The following is an 18,129-nucleotide window of genomic DNA, read 5'->3' on the forward strand; positions in this document are numbered from 1 at the left end:
TCCTCAACAATTTAATAAAGCTTCCAGCTGAAGCCTGATAAGAAACATTACAAATAAGTACTCTAATTTTTTTCATATTCACCTCATAAAAGATATATGGATAATAAGGTATTATCCTCCCATCCACCCCCCTTCCCCCTCCCTGTGTTACACTACCCTCATACCAAACAACAAGGAGGATGAAAAAGAGATGGATCTTACGACGGCACTCAGAGATTACCTTGAATTTTGCAGATACCGGAAGGAGCTGGATGTGAAGACGATAAAGGCGTACCGGATCGACCTGCGGCAGATGGCAGAGTATCTGGGCGGGCGTGAATGTACACGGCAGAACCTGGAGAAATACGTAACACACCTCCACAAGCAGTTCAGGAAAAAGACCATTAAGCGGAAAATAGCCAGCATGAAGGCATTTTTCAGTTACCTTGAAGAGGAGGAGCAGATTGAAAGAAATCCCTTTGAGAAGATTAAAGTGCGATTTCAGGAAACACTTACTCTGCCCCGGGTGATTCCCCGACAAAACATTGAGGGACTGCTCATATTTATGTACCAGGAATTAGAACGAACGGGACGGAGAGCGGACGGGAGAGAGTATGGACAGGTGCTGAGAGATATAGCGGTGGTTGAGATGCTGTTTGCCACCGGGGCCAGAGTGTGCGAGATAGCCGGACTTAAGGAAAAGGATGTGGATACCAAAGAGGGAATTGTGCGCATTATGGGAAAAGGCGCACGGGAGCGTGTGGTGCAGGTTGGCAGTCAGGAAGTGCTGGAGATCTTGCAGAGATATTATGGGGCAAATCAGAGTGAGATCACGGAATGTGGTAATTTCTTCGTGAACCGGAGAGGCGGAGCTATGTCCGAGCAGTCTATAAGAAATATGCTGCACAGTTATCAGGAGAGAGCTCATTTACCGGGAAATATCACGCCTCACATGTTCCGGCATTCAGTGGCCACCTACCTGTTGGAGGAAGAGGTGGATATTGCCTATATCCAAAAGCTGCTGGGACACAGCTCCATTAAGACGACACAGATCTATGTTCATGTGGCGTCCAAAAAGCAGGCGGAGCTTTTGAGAGAAAGGCATCCGAGAAACAAAATGAATATTTGATGAGCACAGCTTCGCTCCGATAGGGGAAGAGCTGAACAGAGAGGCTATAAGTGTAAAATCCCTGTAAAGATTTTCGAAAAACAAAAGATAAAAAGTATCAATAACATAATGACACATATGCAATTTTATAAAAAATGATATTATCTTATTGAAAAAATAATAAAAATATACAAAAAAGAGGGATGTTCTGGTGAGAGATTGAAAAAAATGCGGTAAACCATTATAATAAGAGCAGTCTTAAAACGGTGAAAAAGGAGGAAACGATCATGAAACATGCCAGGACAGCTTTGAAGATGCTGGTGCTCTGCTGCCTGATGCTGTGCGGTGCGGGCGTTGTCATGTATATCGGGGCGGGGACTGTGGTGACAGAGGCGGTAGAACCCCTTCGGGCGGTGATCACCGCAGGGATCGCTCTGGCTGCCGGCGTGGTTGTTTTCCTCAAGCGGCACACTGGAAACTAGAACAAAAACTGGCTGGCTATACGGACAGATCAGTTTTTTTCATGTATCATGATAGGTCTGGCGGGCTATAAAAAAGGAACAGGAAGATGAAAGAGGAAAAACAGAGAAAACAACTAATGTGGATGCATAAAGCGCTGATCATTGCCGCGGCGGACGTAGTGATCATACTGCTGTCCTACCTGACAGCACTGCTGATGCGGTTCGATTTTGTATTCATGAATATCCCGGAGGAATACATCCGGGGCTATCTTTGGTCCATGCCCTTCTGGGTGATCGCGACACTGGTCGTGTTCTACGGCTGCAGGCTGTATCACAGTATCTGGAGTCTGGCCAGTGTGGCTGAGTTCAGGAGGATACTGGCTGCCTATGTGATATTGCTGATCGTCTACGTGGCAGGCATGATCTTTATGGGGCTCCATATGCCCAGATCCTACTATTTCATGGGATACATTATAAGCTTCTGTCTGACAACGGGGGTACGCTTTTCCTACAGGATCCTGCGGATGTATGCAGTCAGTGCGGAAAATGCCGCCGCGGCAGACAAGATCCGGGACAGAGTGATGATCATCGGTGCGGGCAGTGCGGGCCAGGTCCTGATCAAGGAGCTGCTGAGCTCGGAGAAGACTCGTGTACAGGTGTGCTGTGTGATTGACGACAACCCCAACAAGCTGGGCAGGACACTGGAGGGGATCCCCATTGTGGGAAACCGGTACGATATTGTGGAGATGGTGAAAAAATATAACATCAACCGCATTATCTACGCTATTCCCGCCACCACAGGAAAAAACAGGAAGGATATCCTGAATCTCTGCAAGGAGACCAAATGCCGGATGCAGACAGTGCCGGGCGTCTATCAGCTGGTCAACGGGGAGGTCAGCGTCAGCACGCTGCGAAATGTGGAGATTACGGACCTGCTGGGCCGGGCCCAGGTCAGGGTAAACAATGAAGAAATTTTTGCCGCGATCAAGGGTTTGAACGTACTGGTAACAGGTGGCGGAGGTTCTATTGGGTCAGAGCTTTGCCGCCAGATCGCCCAGGCGCAGCCCAAGAGGCTGATCATCTTTGATATATATGAAAATAACGCCTACGAGATCCAGCAGGAGCTGCTTCGCAAATACGGCGACAAGCTGGACCTGGTAGTGCTCATCGGATCGGTCAGAAATACAAACCGGATCGGCTGGGTGATGGATCAATACAAGCCTGACGTGGTATTCCATGCGGCAGCCCACAAGCATGTCCCGCTGATGGAGGACAGCCCCAATGAGGCCATCAAGAACAATGTCCTTGGCACCTACAAGACAGCCAAGGCGGCGGCCAGGGCTGGGGTAAGGAAATTTGTCCTCATCTCTACGGACAAGGCTGTCAACCCCACCAACATCATGGGAGCGTCCAAGCGCCTCTGTGAGATGGTGGTACAGATGATGAACCGGAAATGCCCGGATACAGACTTTGTGGCCGTCCGGTTTGGAAATGTGCTGGGAAGCAACGGAAGCGTCATCCCGCTCTTTAAGAAGCAGATCGCAGCGGGCGGACCGGTCACGGTCACTGATAAAAATATCATCCGCTATTTTATGACCATTCCCGAGGCGGTCTCACTGGTGCTCCAGGCGTCCTACTACGCAAAGGGCGGTGAGATCTTCGTCCTGGACATGGGGGCCCCTGTCCGGATTGATGACATGGCGCGGAATCTGATCCGCCTGTCAGGCTACGAGCCGGATGTGGATATCATGATCGAGTACACCGGCCTGCGTCCCGGGGAGAAGCTCTTTGAGGAACTGCTCATGGACGAGGAAGGGCTGCAGGATACAGAAAATGAGCTGATCCACATTGGAAAGCCCATAGAGATGGATGATGAGTGGTTTGAGGTGCAGCTCAAGAAGCTGGACCGGGAGAGCAAGATAGAGAACGGCCATATCAAAGAGCTGGTGGCAGAGATCGTGCCGACCTATCACCCAAAGCCCTCTGACCTGGAGGAGCCGGAGCCGCAGAAGGCTTCATAGATCAGCTGCTTCAGATCAGATAAACATAGAGTAAGCTTGTTCAGGATTCCAAAGGAAGCCAGATCGTCGCCTTGCCGCGTCTGGCTTCGTTGGATGATATAGTGTCTCCGCATTTTCTGCCTTTTTCAGGGCAGAAATGGCGGAGCCTACTCTTTTTTACCTGTTTAACAGGCAATTTCATAAATGATCATAAGGCAAGGGATAACTGAACAAGGAGAAATACCAGACTATGTGGTACGTCATGCAGGTGCGCACAGGCACCGAAGAGAGTATCCGCGTCCAGTGCCAGAGCAATATACCTGCCGGCGTGCTGGAGAGATGCTTTATCCCTTATTATGAAGAGAGAAAACATATCCGGGGTACATGGATCACACAGAAAAAGGTCCTGTTTCCCGGGTATGTTTTTGTCGTTACAGACAAACTGGATCAGCTCTACGAGTCCCTGCGGACCGTCATCGGCCTCACAAAGCTGATCGGCACCGGTCAGGATATCGTCCCCCTGACAGACCAGGAGAAGCACTTCCTCCTGGAGTTTGGCGGCGAGGAGCAGATGGTCGCCATGTCCGAGGGGATCATAGAGGACTCCAAAGTGCACGTCTACTCAGGCCCCCTCAAGGGCAAGGAGGGCTACATCCGGAAGATCGACCGGCACAAGCGCAAGGCCTGGCTGGAGATTGAGATGTTCGGCAGGCTGCAGAGGGTGCAGGTGGGGCTGGAGATCGTGGCGAAGACGTAGGGATGACAAGTAATAGGAGAAGAAATGAGAGCCTTCAGGGGCTCTTATTTTTGTGGGGAAATGCATAGCCCTTATATGAATTTTACAAAAAAAGGTGAGAGGAACAAAACAATGGCATTTCAAACAGAGAGCACAGGGATTAGTCCATTTGAAAAGAAAATATGGCTTTCCAGCCCGACCATGCACGGTCCGGAGCTGGAATATGTGACAGAGGCATATGAGACAAACTGGATGTCCACGGTGGGTGAGAATATAAATGAGGTCGAGAGACTTGCATGTGAAAAAATCGGATGTGGATATGCAGTCGGGCTCTCTGCCGGAACAGCTGCCCTACATATGGCGGTAAAGCTTGCAGGGGTAAAGCCGGGAGACAGGGTGTTCTGCTCTGATATGACATTTGACGCCACGGTGAACCCGGTTGCATATGAAGGAGGTATCCCTGTATTCATTGACACAGAATACGATACCTGGAATATGGATCCCACGGCTTTGGAGAAGGCATTTGAGCTTTATCCGGAAGTGAAGGTTGTAGTTATTGCCCACCTCTATGGAACACCGGGAAAAATTGATGAGCTGAAGGAAATATGCGACAGAAACGGAGCGGTGATCATCGAAGACGCGGCTGAGTCGCTGGGAGCGGAATATAAAGGAAAACAGACCGGGAGCTTCGGACGGTATAATTGTATTTCCTTCAACGGCAACAAAATTATTACAGGATCTTCCGGCGGAATGTTATTGACAGATGACAAAGAAGCGGCGGACAAAGTGAGAAAGTGGTCTACGCAGTCCCGGGAAAACGCGCCCTGGTATCAGCACGAGGAGCTGGGCTATAACTATAGGATGAGCAATGTAATTGCCGGGGTTGTAAGAGGACAGTTCCCCTATCTTGAGGAGCATATCGCGCAGAAAAAAGCCATCTATGAGAGATATCGAGAGGGATTTAAAGACCTTCCGGTTGTGATGAATCCCTATGATATTGAGAACAGCGAGCCTAACTTCTGGCTCAGCTGCATGCTGATCGAGCCGGAGGGAATGTGCCGGCAGATAAGGGGAGAGCAGGAGGCAATCTATATAAGCGAACCGGGGAAATCCTGTCCGACAGAGATCCTGGAAACACTTGCAGAATATAATGCCGAAGGAAGACCCATATGGAAGCCAATGCATATGCAGCCGATTTACAGGATGAATGGATTTGTCACAAGAGAGGGCAATGGAAGAGCGGTGACCAATGCGTATATTGCAGGCGGTGCTCTTGGAAAAGACGGCAGGCCGCTGGACGTGGGAATGGATATCTTCCAGAGAGGGCTGTGTCTGCCCAGTGACAATAAGATGACGGCGGAGGAGCAGGAGAAAGTGATTGAGATTGTGAAGGGATGTTTCCGATAAAGATGAGTAAATGGAAAAAAGTACTGTCTGCCATAATGACTGCCGTAGCTGGCGGGGCAGCGATATTCGCTGTCAGAAAAAAATATGGAACGGCGGAAAAGAAGTCTTCCGCATATCAGGCAGAGGCGCAGGTACATAAGCAGGGGATTTATGAGAGATATATTAAAAGGCCGCAGGACTTTTGCTGTGCTCTGGCTGCAATAATCGTTCTGTCACCAGTCATGGCGATTACGGCACTTCTCGTGCGAATAAAGCTTGGCACTCCGATTCTGTTCAAGCAGGAACGGCCAGGACTGAACGGAAAAGTATTTACATTATATAAGTTCCGCACAATGACGGATGAAAAGGACAGCGAAGGGAACCTCCTCCCGGACGAGGTAAGGCTTACGTCATTCGGAAAACTGCTGAGATCTACCAGTCTGGATGAGCTGCCGGAGCTGTTCAATATCCTGAACGGAGATATGTCAGTAGTAGGACCAAGGCCGCTGCTGGTCAAATATCTGCCTCTGTATAACGAACATCAGGCAAGACGCCATGAGGTGCGGCCGGGGTTTACCGGGTATGCGCAGGTGCATGGCCGTAACGCGATCTCCTGGGAAGAGAAGTTTGATCTGGATGTGGAATATGTGGATCATGTAACCTTCCTTGGAGACTGGAGGATTATTTTCCAGACAGTGAGGACGGTGCTGAAGAGAGAAGGAATCAGTTCGGAGACGGCGGCGACGATGGAAGAATTTAAGGGGAACGCATAAATGGGCAGATTGTTTATTGTCGGCTGCAGCGGACATGGAAAAGTGGTAGCGGACATTGCGCTTAAGCAGAACAAATATAAAGAAATATTGTTTCTGGATGACAATCCAAAATCAGACAGCTGTATGGGAATTTCCGTGGCAGGAAGCAGTACATATGAGGATATTAGACCTGAAGATGAAGTGATTGTTGCTATCGGAAATCCGAGTATACGGCAGCGATTACAGGAGCAGTATGAAGAAAGTGGATTGAAACTTGCAACCCTGATCCATCCGCAAGCTGTAATTGGAACAAATGTCAGGATTGGCAAAGGAACGGCAATCATGGCGGGAGCTGTCATCAATCCGGATGCTGCGATAGGAAAAGGAGTCATTATTAATACCGGCGCTACGGTAGATCATGATGATGTGATTGGCGATTATGCCCATATTTCAGTGGGTGCCCATATATCCGGTACTGTTACAGTAGGTCAATCCACATGGATCGGAGCAGGAGCCGTCGTGAGCAACAATCTGTGTATATGTGACAATGTGATGATCGGGGCAGGAGCGGTCGTTATAAGAGATATAGAAGAGCCGGGAACGTATGTGGGAGTTCCTGCGAGGAAAATAAGATGAGGATATTGATATTAGCGAATAATGATGTGGGATTATACAAATTTAGAAAAGAGCTGATACAGGAATTGATACGCCAGGGAAATAGAGTCATTGTATCACTCCCGGATGGGGAACTGATACCAGATATCCGAAAGCTTGGCGTTAAGGTCATATTAACTGATGTTGACCGTAGAGGCATCAATCCGTTGACAGATTTGAAGCTCCTGATGCGATATTTCCGTATGGCGGTGACCCTGAAGCCGAATCTGGTTATTACCTATACGATCAAACCAAACGTATATGGTGGGATGGTCAGCCGCTTTTTGCATATCCCATATGCAGAAAATATTACCGGTCTTGGAACGACATTCCAGACAGAAAACCTTGTCAAGAAGCTGGTGTGCTTCCTTTATAAAGTAAGCAGTAAATGCGCAAAGGTAGTTTTCTTTGAAAATGAAGAAAATAAACAAATATTTCTTGACAATCATCTGATCAGAGAAGAGCAGGCCTGCAGACTGAATGGAGCAGGAGTCAATCTGGATGAATATCCGTATATGGAATATCCTGGCGAAAACGAACCAATCAGATTTCTCTTCATCGGGCGTGTTATGAAAGAGAAAGGAGTAGATGAATTATTTGAAGCTGCAAGAAGGATCAAGAAAGAATACCCGGATGTGCTCTTTGATATAGTGGGGCCGATGGAAGATGAGTACAGTTCTGTTATAACAAAATTAGAGGAAGATGGAATTATTACATACTACGGGTATCAGAAGGATGTGAGGCCTTTTATTGCAAGATGTCATTGCTTTGTACTGCCGTCCTGGCATGAGGGAATGGCGAATACATTGCTGGAAGCAGGGGCAATGGGAAGACCGCTGATCACAAGTAGGATACATGGGTGTATGGAGGCTGTGGTTGATGGAGAGAGTGGGTATTTAGCGGAAAAAGGAAATGAAGAAAGCTTAATCCAAAAATTTCATAATTTTTTTGAACTTGAAAGAGATGAACAGGAAAATATGGGGCGGAAATCAAGAAAATATATAGAACAGTTTTTCGATAAGGTTGAAATTGTAAATGATACAATAGGAGCATTGAAATGACAACACCAATAAGAGTATTACATGTCGTAACACATATGAATCGTGGCGGATTAGAAACCATGATAATGAATTACTATCGACATATAGATAGGAATAAGGTTCAGTTTGATTTCTTAACGCATCGTGATGGAGAAAAAGATTATGACGGTGAAATTGAAAAGTATGGGGGAAGAATTTATCATCTTCCCCCATTAAACCCTTTTAGTAAAAATTATTTAAATCAACTGGATCAATTTTTTGATCAGCATAGAGAATATAAAATTGTACATTCACATTTGGATTGTATGAGTGCGTATCCGTTGAAGGCAGCTAAAAAATATGGGGTTCCAGTGAGGATTGCCCATAGCCATACTACAAGTCAAAAGAAAGATATAAAATATTGGATAAAATTATATTCCAAGCGGATGATACCGGAGTATGCAACAGATTTATTTGCCTGTAGTGAAAATGCGGGCAGGTGGATGTTTGGAAAAGAAAAATTTATAGTTATAAAAAATGCAATTGATACAAAAAAATATATTTACAATGAAGATATAGCAAGAATCAAGAGGAAAGAATTGGGGATTTCGGAGCGCTTTGTAATTGGGCATGTAGGAAGTTTTAATTACCCTAAAAATCACGAATTTTTAATAGATATTTTTGAAAAAGTTTGGAAGAAGAGAAGAGATTCTATATTAATGTTAGTTGGGATTGGGGAGCTAGAGGAAAAAATAAAAGAAAAGGTAAAAAAAAGGAATTTGAATGAGGCGGTACTATTCTTGGGGCTGAGGGAGGATGTACCTGAATTACTGCAGGCGATGGATGTCTTTGTATTTCCGTCGTTATATGAGGGTCTGGGAATCGCTGCTATAGAAGCTCAGGTATCAGGAGCACCCTGTTTGCTATCAGATAAGATACCTGCGGAGTGTCAAGTGACAAATTTAGTAACTACACTGTCTCTAAATGAAAATGCTCAAATATGGGGAGATTCCATTATCAGATTAGCCAATGAGAAGAAACCTCGAAGTAATATTTTATTGAAACAAAATATTGATATTAATGAAAATGCAAAATGGCTACAGAATTTTTATATAATGCAATCAGCGGGCTCCAACAGACGGTTTTGCGGAGCAAAACGGACGCGATGCGGAGCGAGCGGACTTAATCTATATCTATTGAAATCTGCAGATACCTTATAATGATTGAGGCCATTAAAAAATGGTACGAATCATTTAAGGAGGATGCCTTATGTTAGATTACAAGAGCATCATTATCAAACGGTATGCACTGGGCCTGAGCTACAAGGAACTGGCTGAAGAGTTCAGTGCAAGTAAGTCTGGAATCAACGACTTCATCCGCGCTTTTGAAAGGTGCGAAAAGCTGTCGTATCCGCTTCCGGAAGGAATCACGAACTATGCGATCTACGAACTGGTATACGGCCATGAGCCAGGTACCAACAGACGAAATGCCGGCTACGAACAGCCTGATTTCGCCGCAATCTTTAGACAGATGAATGAGCGTAAAAACATGACACTCGTCTATCTGTGGAGCCGTTACCAAAAGGATTGTACAGCCAGAGAGGTCAAACCTTATCAATACCGACAGTTTTGCGAACTGTATGCCCGCTGGTGCAACGAGAACTACGAGACACTGCATATCCAGGCGGTGATCGCTCAGAAGATGGAAGTTGACTTTGCAGGCAAAACTTTTGAGCTGATCGACAAACTTACTGGCGAAATCACGACCATTGTTGTGTTTGTAGCAGTTCTGCCCTATTCGCAGTATATCTATGCAGAAGGGATGGTCTCCACCTGTGAACCCCAGTGGATTGAGGTCAACAACCATGCACTGGACTATTTTGACGGTGTTCCGACCATTGTCGTATGCGATAACTGCAAACAGGCCGTTACTGCCAACAAAGATTGGATCGATCCTGACCTGAATAAGGATTATGCAGCATGGGCTGATCATAACCATACCGTTATATTACCCGCCAAGGTACGCAAACCTAAATGGAAAAGCAGCGTTGAAAATGCTGTAGGCATCCTTGAGAAGGGGTTCTTTCACGATTTAGAAGAAAACCGTTACTTCTCACTGGAACAGTTCAACAGGGATCTCTGGTCAAAACTGGATGCTTTGAACCATGAAAACTTCAAAAAGAAAAACTATAGCAGATACGACCAGTGGATGGAGGAGCGGCAGGAACTGCTTCCTCTTCCGGCTGTTCCTTACGAATACATGGAGAGGCGGACTGCAAAGGTATCTGCTGATTTCCATGTACGCTTTGATAACGCTTATTACAGTGTAGATAAAGCATATCTGCATAAGAGCGTTATGATCGCTGCTTCTGCGACAACAGTCAACATCTATTCCATGAAAGGGGAGCTTATCGTCAGTTGGAGAAGGGCTTCCCGCAGGGGAGAATGGCTGACAGACCCAGCGCATTTGCCTGAAAGCTATAAACAGATGTCAGAGTGGAATGCTACTTACTTTACCAGGAAAGCAATGACAGTAGGCCCGAATACGGTCAAAGTCATAGAACACATACTGCGAAGCCGTGAGCATGAGGTTCAGACATATCGCCTGTGTATCGGTATCCTCAACTATACAAAGAAGTATAGCAAGCTTGCCCTGGAGGACTGCTGCAAACTGGCAATTGATACGAATCATATCTCGTACTCTTTTATTAAGAATTCAATTGCCGCTGTCGCTGAAGAGATCGGAAGCGCCGGTTTCAATACGAAGCTCAACGAAGAACGTAATAAAGGGGCGTTTGTCATGAGCCCGCATGCCGGAGACATTGAACGGCTTCTCTCCAAGAGCAGTAAACTTGCCGGGGAGGTGCGTGATGAAAAAGCTTGATCGGATCAATGAACTTGTAGATGAACTCAATGAACTGAAACTTGGATGCATGGCAGCATCACTTGACGCACTGTATCATTCAGAAACATTTGATGAACTGGATGCCGTATCGCTGCTTGAACAGGTGATCGGACCGGAATACCAGAATAAAACATCACAAAGATTCCAGAACAGGCTGAAACGTGCCCATCTTTCCGGTTCTTCTAAATAACCTGGTGACAAAGAGACGCAAGGCCCTGTAAATACTGAAAGAATGAGGATTTTGAGATGGATACTTCTTAAAAAAGTGTATAATAACCAGACCTGACAGTTGATACCTTCAAAAATCAGGTTGAAATGAGACTATTAATAACTGCATAAACCATCAATAACGGATTGCAAGAGGCTTTAACAGGCCTTTTTTTCGTGGAGTTTTTAATATATCACCTCCAGAGCTGAGGCTATGGCGGCCCTGGTCTCAGAGCAGGCCATGCTCTTTCAGGATGCGCTCGTAGTCGTCACACAGGCCCTGAAGATAACTGATATCCACACGAAGGTCCGTGATCAGATCCTTCAGATCTTCACAGCGTTCCTTTAGGCGTGTCACGGGATCCGGGATGGCCACGTCCAGCCTGCCATTCGCATAGGATTGACAGTACATATGGATCATGTCCTCAAGGGCGGAAGCCGTGTTGAAATCCTCATAGGGTTCGTCCTCAAAGTGGACGAGGAGCCAGTCCTCAAGTTCTTGTGGAAGATTGAGATTGTTCTTATGTGCGCAGCGGCGCAGGAAATTTCTGTCGGGGATCATAAGCGTATCTCCTTTCCGTCCCTGGCTTTTTCCAGAATGGACAGCGGGTCATTAGAAAGCCTGAGTTTTCCACAGGTAAGAAGGATCCGTTTGCGGAAACCTTCGAAGCTGTGCAGGCCGAAGGCCACCCGTTTCAGGATCTTGACCTTGTTGTTCAGGCCTTCGCTGAGACCATTGGATTTGCCGTATTTCCAGCTGTTCTGGATGTAGCCCCGCCAGTGGCGGATGGTGCAGGCGGCGGAGTGGATTTCCTCCACCTCGGAGGCGGTATACTGTCTGATCCACTCTGTCAGCTCCTCGTACTGGACAGAATAAGGGAAAGAAGCAAGGATATCATGGAAGAACTGGAGGGCTTCATAAGCTTCCAGAAGATCCGGGGCCACGTCAAAGGCCTCCTGGAGGCGCTGCTTGTTGTCATGAAAGCGTGAGCCCCAGTAAGCGACCTGATTGTACTCTTTCGTTTTCAGGAGACGGGCGATGCTTTTTACCTTTTTCAGGCTCTCTGTATCCCCGGCGTCCTGAAACTGGTGCTGATAGCGGAGCCTCACATGGTCCACCATTTCATTAAGACGCTTGACAACGTGGAATGGATCAATGCAGATCCTGGCGTTTGGAAAGTTCTTCCTGGAGACAGAGACAAAGCCGTTGCTCATGTCGCAGCAGAAGTATTTCACCCGTTTCCTCTGCTCTAAAGAGAACTGGTGGAAGTACTTGTTCAGATAGACGCCGGAGATCTGATCCAGGACGTCGATGACAGAGTGGGAGTCACCGTCAGAGATGCTACAGTGATATTTGTTGCGATACCAGCGGCGATGTTTAGAGTTCCACACACCGCTGTTGCCTTTGAATTCATCAATACAGATGGTTTCAGGGAGTTTGGCTGGCCTGCCAAAGTGGATGGTCTGAAAGACAGACTGGACGGTGCTCTGGGGGACATGGTTTCTCCTTGCAACCTCGGAGAAGGCGAGAGGCTGCATCAGGTCCAGGAGGATGGAGTCATAGAGAGCCTGTGTCATGCGAAGAGAGGGATGGATCCAGTAGGGAGTCTCATAGAATGAGGAGTGGCAGTCCTTGCACAGGAGCCTGCGTTTGTGGAAGGAGACGACGGTACCGCGATGATTACATGGGATGTGCCTGATGGTCTGTATGGTCCCGGAGTCTTTGATGACACAGTCGTTAGAGCCACAATGGGGACATAGCCTCTGACTGGCTGTAGGTACATCAAGAGTGATGAGATCGTAGTCCTTGAGGACCTGGATGCTTTTGATAGTTGCTTCCTGTGGCAGTTTTGCCAGATAGTTAGATGTTTTCATGGTTGTTTCATACCTCCTTTAAAGTGGTGTTTTTAGTTCAAATTAATCATAACACTGGAAGTATGGAGCAACCATGGAAGCATCTAACATGGCAATAAAAGTTATGGGGAGCTTCAAAAATAACTGGTGAAGCTTGAAGAAAATCTGGTGATTGAGATAAGGGACACCAGCAAACAGAGGAGAGCTCCAGTAAAATCTGGTGAACACCAGGAAAACGAGAAGATTTAAGGAGACACCAGGAAAGTAAGGAGTTCTTCTAAATAAGCTGGTGAAACTATAAAGAACACCGGGGATTGGAGGAGAAACACCAGAAAAAGCTTTAGAGCCATCTTTCCGGAGGTCCTCAATCGGTGGATAAGTGTAAAGATTCTGTGGAGCGGGTTTATCTGCCTTCCGATATCAACGCTACACTGTCATCACTGGATTTTATCCGAGAAGGTTTGAATGTTTGTATTCTTGGACCGTCTGACAGCGGAAAATCATATCTGGCCAAAGCATTGGGAATACAGGCCTGCCTGAATTACAGAGCTATGTATCATCATTGTGAAGAATTCCTTGAAACCATGGTCGCTCTGAAGCAGGCTGATTACTCAAAATATCAGAAGAAGATACGCTTTTACCTGAAGCTGGATCTGTTGATCCTGGATGATTTCCTGCTTCACACGATAACGGATGAGCGCGAGATCAAAGTCCTCTTTGAAGTCATGGAAAAACGCAGTGAACTGTCAAGGTGCACGATTGTGTGCTCTCAAAGAGAGCCAAACAGCTGGGCTTCGATGATCCTCAATGATGAAGTATCAGCCAATGCGATACTGAAACGGGCAACGAAACACTATACCGTAGTGATCCAGCCCAGAAACTAACTGACTATAATAGGCGTTTCAGGGCGTCCGTTATGCTCCGCACAGCGTCCGCTCTGAAACGCATCGAAGTCCGCTGGGCTCTGCAGAATGCATATAAATAAAATACACAATTTGTAAATAAAAATTTAAAACAATATTACTAGATTTTGGGACTAAAAGTATAAAATAGGGATAATTTTGTATAAATTATGAATAAGTACATGAGTAAAAAAGAGAGTAATATTATAGGAACTATACGAGGTATTGCAATGATATTTATTGTCATATGCCATTACTTGTCTTGGTTTCCTCAATTTAGTGTTGCCGGTCAGATTTTTAATGTGGGAGTACCCATTTTTTTCATTATTTCTGGATATTTATATGGACAAAAAAATATTGGGCCATCATATAAACGTTGGTTTTGTAAACAATTTAGAAAAATAGTATTGCCATTATATATTTATTATGCAATAGCGGGTTCTTTATTACTTCTTTTAGGAAAATTAGGTGATATTAACCTGATTTCTTTTTGCAAACTTATGCTTAATTTGCAGGGAATAGCAGGGGGATCAGCGGGGAATATAACAACGGGACATTTGTGGTTTATCACTTATATATTAATTTGCTATTTAATTACACCTGCTTTAGAACAAGCTAAAAATGCTATATCATGGAAAAAGCTTTTCTTTTTGCTCTCTATGTTAAGTATTCTAGAAATAGCGATGATTTTGACTATAACGCCGCGTGCTTTTTTAGTTAATATTCAAGGTGTAATTCTTTATATAGGGGCATATTATTTTGCGGCTTTATGGAAAAAGAAAATCAAACCAGTCCATTATGTTACATTAAGCTTTGTGATGATAATTGCAGTTGGTATAAGATTAGGCATTAAGTTATTAGCTGATAATTCTGGGGGAACATGGGAAGTGCTATATGAGAGGGTAGTTGTACAATATACTCAAAGTATATTAGCAGTTTGGATAATTTTTACTATTGTTTTAATGGGAATGATGCGAAAAAATTGTGGGTCTCTATTTAATATATTTAGTCGATATTCTTATGAAATATATATCGTACATTATATGTTTTTAACAGGAGTGTTTAATGCAAGTAAAATATCAGATAATCTTATTGTTAATACGCTTATATTTGTAATATTAGCTGTAAGTTTTGCTGTAGTATTACATTTTTTAAGTTCAAAAATAACAGATAAGTTTTTTATGAGAAAAAGAATAGCTATGGAGGGAGAAGCCCAGTGAAACCTATGGTGACGATTTTTACACCTACATTTAACAGAGCACACTTGTTACAGAATCTGTACGATTCATTGTGTAGACAGACAAATAAAAATTTTTTATGGCACATAGTTGATGATGGCTCAACAGATGATACAGGAAAGTTAGTAAAACAATGGAAAAAGGAAAATAAGGAATTTGTTATTAACTATACCAGACAATCTAATGGGGGTAAACAAAGAGCACATAATGTAGGTGTACAGATGTGTGAAACAGAATTATTTTTTTGTGTGGATTCAGATGACAGTTTAGTAGATGATGCTGTAAAAATAATTATAGAAAACTGGGGAATAGCAAAGCAGGAAAATATTGCAGGTATTGTAGCGCTACGTGGAAAGGATGAGACCATTACCCTTGGGACGTCCATGCCGAAAGTAAGCAATCTTACAATGTTGGAATTGTATCAAAAATATCATTTTAAAGGAGATACCGCTTTAATATATAGGACGGAAATTCTAAAAAAATATCCATTTGTTTTAGCAGAAGGGGAAAAATTTATTGGAGAGAATTTCGTGTATAATCAGATTGATTTAAACTACAAAATGTATGTATTAAATAAGATTATATATATATGCCAATATTTTGAAGACGGATATACACGGAATACCGTGCAATTGTTAGTAAAGAATCCGCATAGTTACATGATTTTAAAAAAGCAGCAAGCGGAGATATCGTTATATTTGAGATATAGAATTAAACATATGGCTGGGTTTATAGCAATGGGGCTAACCATCCACGAAACAAATCTTGTTAAAAAATCAGGCAATTTAGGATTGGCTATTCTATCGTATCCTTTGGGGCTTGTAATTTGGAGGCTGAGGTTTAAAAAAGTATATGAGAATCTTTAATATAGTTAATATTTCGTTCTATATTCTTGTCATTTTGTCATTCTTTTTTTCACATACAAAAGAAAATAAGTCTACAAGAAGGATATATATTATTATTTGTTTTATTATCATAGGAGGACTAGCTGCATTTCGATATACCCCCGAATATGCCGATTATGGGAATTATGCAGCAGAATACATAAGAGCAAATAGAATGACATGGGAAGAGGTTTGGGAATCAAAATCTCCTGCTATGTTTGCAGTCAGTAAAATTGCAAATTATTTCACCGAGGAACCGCAGATGTTTTTTGTTATTACAGGTTGTTTTATAGCAGCTGTAATTTTACGGTTTGTTTTAAAATATTCCAGTAATATTTATATAAGTGTTACTGCATTTTGGGGGCTGTTATATTGGAACACATCTATAAACATTGTTCGTCAATATATGGCTGTTGCAATTATTTTAATAGCATATGATACTGTGCTTAAGGAGAAGTTAAAATTTATTGACTATTTAAAAATAGTTTTATTGATTGTTTTAGCTTCATTGTTTCATAATTCCGCTCTTATTATGATATTTGGTATTTTTATATTGAGACTGAAAAATATTCAACAAACAAGTACAGGAATTTTTAAGTGTGTAATAATATATGTTTTATTATCTATACTTATTTCTTATGGCTATTCTTTCGTATATGACATATATGGTATTGATGGCACATATGGAACGACATCAGCAAGCATATTTGGGATTGTTGTACCGCTGTTTTTATGTTTGTCGGCTTGGATATATAGAAGAGAAATCATTGCAAGAGATGTAAAAAACACTTATTTAATTAATGCGAGTTTGGTTACGCTTATTTTAACAATGATATCCATATTTGGAATGCTGATCGTTCAGAGACTGGCAGTATATTTTTCTATTTTTTCTATATTGTTGTTACCTGAAATATTTAGATCTTTATTTAAAAAATACTATTTCAAATCACAGACAACAATATTTTTGGCAGGGATTATAGTTTATTATGGGATATTAAATTTTTTGGGACGAGTCCCCTTAATCCATCAATTAAATTTCTGTCTTTAGGAGGTGTGTTGGTGTATGATAAAATTTAGTATTATTGTTCCAATATATAATGTTGAAAAATATCTGCGACAGTGCATTGAAAGTGTATTGGGACAAACATATAGAAATTTAGAGCTGATTTTAGTCGATGATGGGTCTTTAGACAAGTGTCCGGCACTGTGTGATGAATATGCAGAAATGGATGACAGAATAATAGTAATCCATCAAAAAAACAAAGGGTTGCCAGCTGCACGAAATGCTGGAATAAAAAAAGCATCAGGAGATTATCTTATGCATTTAGATGGTGATGATTTCTGGGATGTTAATTATTTAGAGAAAGTTCAGCCAATTATTGAAAAAGAAAAAAAAGATGTTTATTTAGGAAATAGCCGATATGATTATACAGAGACTTCATGTCAACAAGTGGTACTGTATCAAATGGAAAATGCACAAGGAAAGACATATAGTGAATTATTAAATTTGTTCTTTTCCGGTATGAACTATATGCCATCCGGGATCTGCCATAATATATATAAGACAAGCTTTATAAAAGATAATAATTATTATTTAAATGCAAATTTAACATGGTCTGAAGATGCGGACAATTTTTTTAGAATTTTCTTTTCTACCCCAAATATAGGTTTTTTTGATTATACATTTTATTATTACAGAAAAGATAATCAGAATGCCATGACAAGAAATCCTAAGAAAGAGCACCTGTTAAGTAATATAAGGGTAAATAAAACATGGTTTTATTATGTGAAAAATACTAACTGGGATCAAAAAGACAAACAGGTAGTTATGCGACGCTTTGCTAATGCAAATATGTATTTATTAAAAATAATGGATAAGTTAAAAGATATTGATTATCAAATAGTGGCAAACGAAATCATGAAGGAAAAAGAGATGTTGAGTTTTATACATGGATATATTCCTAAGGGAATTTATTTGTCTTCCCAAATAATAGGATGCCGAAATACCAGCAGGTTGTTGAATGTTTTAAAGAAGTGAGGAAAAG

General features: G+C 43.0%; 18 protein-coding genes. 16 read left to right on the plus strand and 2 right to left on the minus strand.

Annotation, left to right across the window (positions count from 1 at the left end; genetic code table 11):
- Positions 1–190 precede the first annotated feature (190 nt).
- From B5E62_RS15220 to B5E62_RS15270, 11 genes are all read left to right on the plus strand, one after another.
- A complete protein-coding gene (locus tag B5E62_RS15220) occupies positions 191–1,108 on the plus strand; it encodes a tyrosine-type recombinase/integrase (RefSeq protein WP_087175369.1) in 918 nt (305 codons plus the stop codon).
- Between the two features lie 266 nt (positions 1,109–1,374).
- Positions 1,375–1,569: a hypothetical protein gene (locus B5E62_RS15225; protein ID WP_087175370.1), complete on the plus strand. Its 195-nt coding sequence runs from the start codon at positions 1,375–1,377 to the stop codon at positions 1,567–1,569.
- Between the two features lie 116 nt (positions 1,570–1,685).
- Positions 1,686–3,569, plus strand: a complete 1,884-nt coding sequence (locus tag B5E62_RS15230) for a polysaccharide biosynthesis protein (RefSeq protein WP_087175371.1) — start codon at positions 1,686–1,688, stop codon at positions 3,567–3,569.
- A 229-nt stretch (positions 3,570–3,798) separates the two neighbouring features.
- Positions 3,799–4,305 (plus strand): antiterminator LoaP, encoded by a 507-nt coding sequence (gene loaP, locus B5E62_RS15235; protein WP_087175372.1) that lies wholly within the window; start codon positions 3,799–3,801, stop codon positions 4,303–4,305.
- Positions 4,306–4,416: 111 nt separating this feature from the next.
- Complete coding sequence (locus B5E62_RS15240) at positions 4,417–5,691, plus strand: DegT/DnrJ/EryC1/StrS family aminotransferase (protein ID WP_087175402.1); 1,275 nt, start codon at positions 4,417–4,419, stop codon at positions 5,689–5,691.
- Between the two features lie 146 nt (positions 5,692–5,837).
- Positions 5,838–6,443, plus strand: a complete 606-nt coding sequence (locus B5E62_RS15245; protein WP_206414335.1) for a sugar transferase — start codon at positions 5,838–5,840, stop codon at positions 6,441–6,443.
- Positions 6,444–7,058, plus strand: coding sequence for an acetyltransferase (locus tag B5E62_RS15250; protein WP_087175373.1), 615 nt, complete (start codon positions 6,444–6,446; stop codon positions 7,056–7,058).
- Positions 7,055–8,137, plus strand: coding sequence for a glycosyltransferase family 4 protein (locus B5E62_RS15255; protein WP_087175374.1), 1,083 nt, complete (start codon positions 7,055–7,057; stop codon positions 8,135–8,137). Before B5E62_RS15250 ends, B5E62_RS15255 begins: the two co-directional genes overlap by 4 nt.
- Positions 8,134–9,315, plus strand: coding sequence for a glycosyltransferase family 1 protein (locus B5E62_RS15260; protein WP_206414333.1), 1,182 nt, complete (start codon positions 8,134–8,136; stop codon positions 9,313–9,315). Before B5E62_RS15255 ends, B5E62_RS15260 begins: the two co-directional genes overlap by 4 nt.
- A 49-nt stretch (positions 9,316–9,364) precedes the next feature.
- Positions 9,365–10,978, plus strand: coding sequence for an IS21 family transposase (gene istA / locus B5E62_RS15265; protein WP_143468878.1), 1,614 nt, complete (start codon positions 9,365–9,367; stop codon positions 10,976–10,978).
- Positions 10,965–11,189, plus strand: a complete 225-nt coding sequence (locus B5E62_RS15270) for a hypothetical protein (RefSeq protein WP_087175375.1) — start codon at positions 10,965–10,967, stop codon at positions 11,187–11,189. The genes istA and B5E62_RS15270 overlap by 14 nt, the downstream gene beginning before the upstream one ends.
- A gap of 246 nt (positions 11,190–11,435) precedes the next feature.
- Here B5E62_RS15270 and B5E62_RS15275 read toward each other — a convergent pair whose 3' ends face one another.
- Positions 11,436–11,768 (minus strand): hypothetical protein, encoded by a 333-nt coding sequence (locus tag B5E62_RS15275; RefSeq protein WP_087175376.1) that lies wholly within the window; start codon positions 11,766–11,768, stop codon positions 11,436–11,438.
- Positions 11,765–13,081: an ISL3 family transposase gene (locus B5E62_RS15280; protein ID WP_087175377.1), complete on the minus strand. Its 1,317-nt coding sequence runs from the start codon at positions 13,079–13,081 to the stop codon at positions 11,765–11,767. Before B5E62_RS15280 ends, B5E62_RS15275 begins: the two co-directional genes overlap by 4 nt.
- Before the next feature lie 350 nt (positions 13,082–13,431).
- On the opposite strand from B5E62_RS15280, the gene B5E62_RS15285 reads away from it, so the two are divergent.
- The 5 genes from B5E62_RS15285 (at position 13,432) to B5E62_RS15305 (ending at position 18,122) form a co-directional block, all read left to right on the plus strand.
- Entirely contained in the window at positions 13,432–13,944 is a 513-nt protein-coding gene (locus tag B5E62_RS15285) for an ATP-binding protein (RefSeq protein ID WP_087175378.1), read from the plus strand.
- A 200-nt stretch (positions 13,945–14,144) separates the two neighbouring features.
- Positions 14,145–15,182, plus strand: coding sequence for an acyltransferase family protein (locus tag B5E62_RS15290; RefSeq protein WP_162610329.1), 1,038 nt, complete (start codon positions 14,145–14,147; stop codon positions 15,180–15,182).
- Between the two features lie 5 nt (positions 15,183–15,187).
- A complete protein-coding gene (locus tag B5E62_RS15295) occupies positions 15,188–16,066 on the plus strand; it encodes a glycosyltransferase family 2 protein (protein WP_242957984.1) in 879 nt (292 codons plus the stop codon).
- Complete coding sequence (locus tag B5E62_RS15300) at positions 16,053–17,132, plus strand: EpsG family protein (protein ID WP_087175381.1); 1,080 nt, start codon at positions 16,053–16,055, stop codon at positions 17,130–17,132. Before B5E62_RS15295 ends, B5E62_RS15300 begins: the two co-directional genes overlap by 14 nt.
- A gap of 15 nt (positions 17,133–17,147) precedes the next feature.
- On the plus strand, positions 17,148–18,122 hold the full coding sequence (locus B5E62_RS15305) for a glycosyltransferase family 2 protein (protein WP_087175382.1): 975 nt from the start codon (positions 17,148–17,150) through the stop codon (positions 18,120–18,122).
- Positions 18,123–18,129: the final 7 nt, after the last annotated feature.

Origin of the sequence: Lachnoclostridium sp. An118 (assembly GCF_002160985.1) — a bacterium.
Classification (GTDB): Bacteria; Bacillota; Clostridia; order Lachnospirales; family Lachnospiraceae; genus Claveliimonas; species Claveliimonas stercoravium.

Bases quoted from the DNA above. Each gene is read 5' to 3' on its own strand.
- B5E62_RS15255 (WP_087175374.1), top strand. From the start codon at position 7,055: ATGAGGATATTGATATTAGCGAATAATGATGTGGGATTATACAAATTT.
- B5E62_RS15270 (WP_087175375.1), top strand. From the start codon at position 10,965: ATGAAAAAGCTTGATCGGATCAATGAACTTGTAGATGAACTCAATGAA.
- B5E62_RS15225 (WP_087175370.1), top strand. From the start codon at position 1,375: ATGAAACATGCCAGGACAGCTTTGAAGATGCTGGTGCTCTGCTGCCTG.
- B5E62_RS15260 (WP_206414333.1), top strand. From the start codon at position 8,134: ATGACAACACCAATAAGAGTATTACATGTCGTAACACATATGAATCGT.
- loaP (WP_087175372.1), top strand. From the start codon at position 3,799: ATGTGGTACGTCATGCAGGTGCGCACAGGCACCGAAGAGAGTATCCGC.
- B5E62_RS15290 (WP_162610329.1), top strand. From the start codon at position 14,145: ATGAGTAAAAAAGAGAGTAATATTATAGGAACTATACGAGGTATTGCA.
- istA (WP_143468878.1), top strand. From the start codon at position 9,365: ATGTTAGATTACAAGAGCATCATTATCAAACGGTATGCACTGGGCCTG.
- B5E62_RS15275 (WP_087175376.1), bottom strand. From the start codon at position 11,768: ATGATCCCCGACAGAAATTTCCTGCGCCGCTGCGCACATAAGAACAAT.
- B5E62_RS15240 (WP_087175402.1), top strand. From the start codon at position 4,417: ATGGCATTTCAAACAGAGAGCACAGGGATTAGTCCATTTGAAAAGAAA.
- B5E62_RS15300 (WP_087175381.1), top strand. From the start codon at position 16,053: ATGAGAATCTTTAATATAGTTAATATTTCGTTCTATATTCTTGTCATT.
- B5E62_RS15280 (WP_087175377.1), bottom strand. From the start codon at position 13,081: ATGAAAACATCTAACTATCTGGCAAAACTGCCACAGGAAGCAACTATC.
- B5E62_RS15305 (WP_087175382.1), top strand. From the start codon at position 17,148: ATGATAAAATTTAGTATTATTGTTCCAATATATAATGTTGAAAAATAT.
- B5E62_RS15295 (WP_242957984.1), top strand. From the start codon at position 15,188: ATGGTGACGATTTTTACACCTACATTTAACAGAGCACACTTGTTACAG.
- B5E62_RS15250 (WP_087175373.1), top strand. From the start codon at position 6,444: ATGGGCAGATTGTTTATTGTCGGCTGCAGCGGACATGGAAAAGTGGTA.
- B5E62_RS15230 (WP_087175371.1), top strand. From the start codon at position 1,686: ATGTGGATGCATAAAGCGCTGATCATTGCCGCGGCGGACGTAGTGATC.
- B5E62_RS15220 (WP_087175369.1), top strand. From the start codon at position 191: ATGGATCTTACGACGGCACTCAGAGATTACCTTGAATTTTGCAGATAC.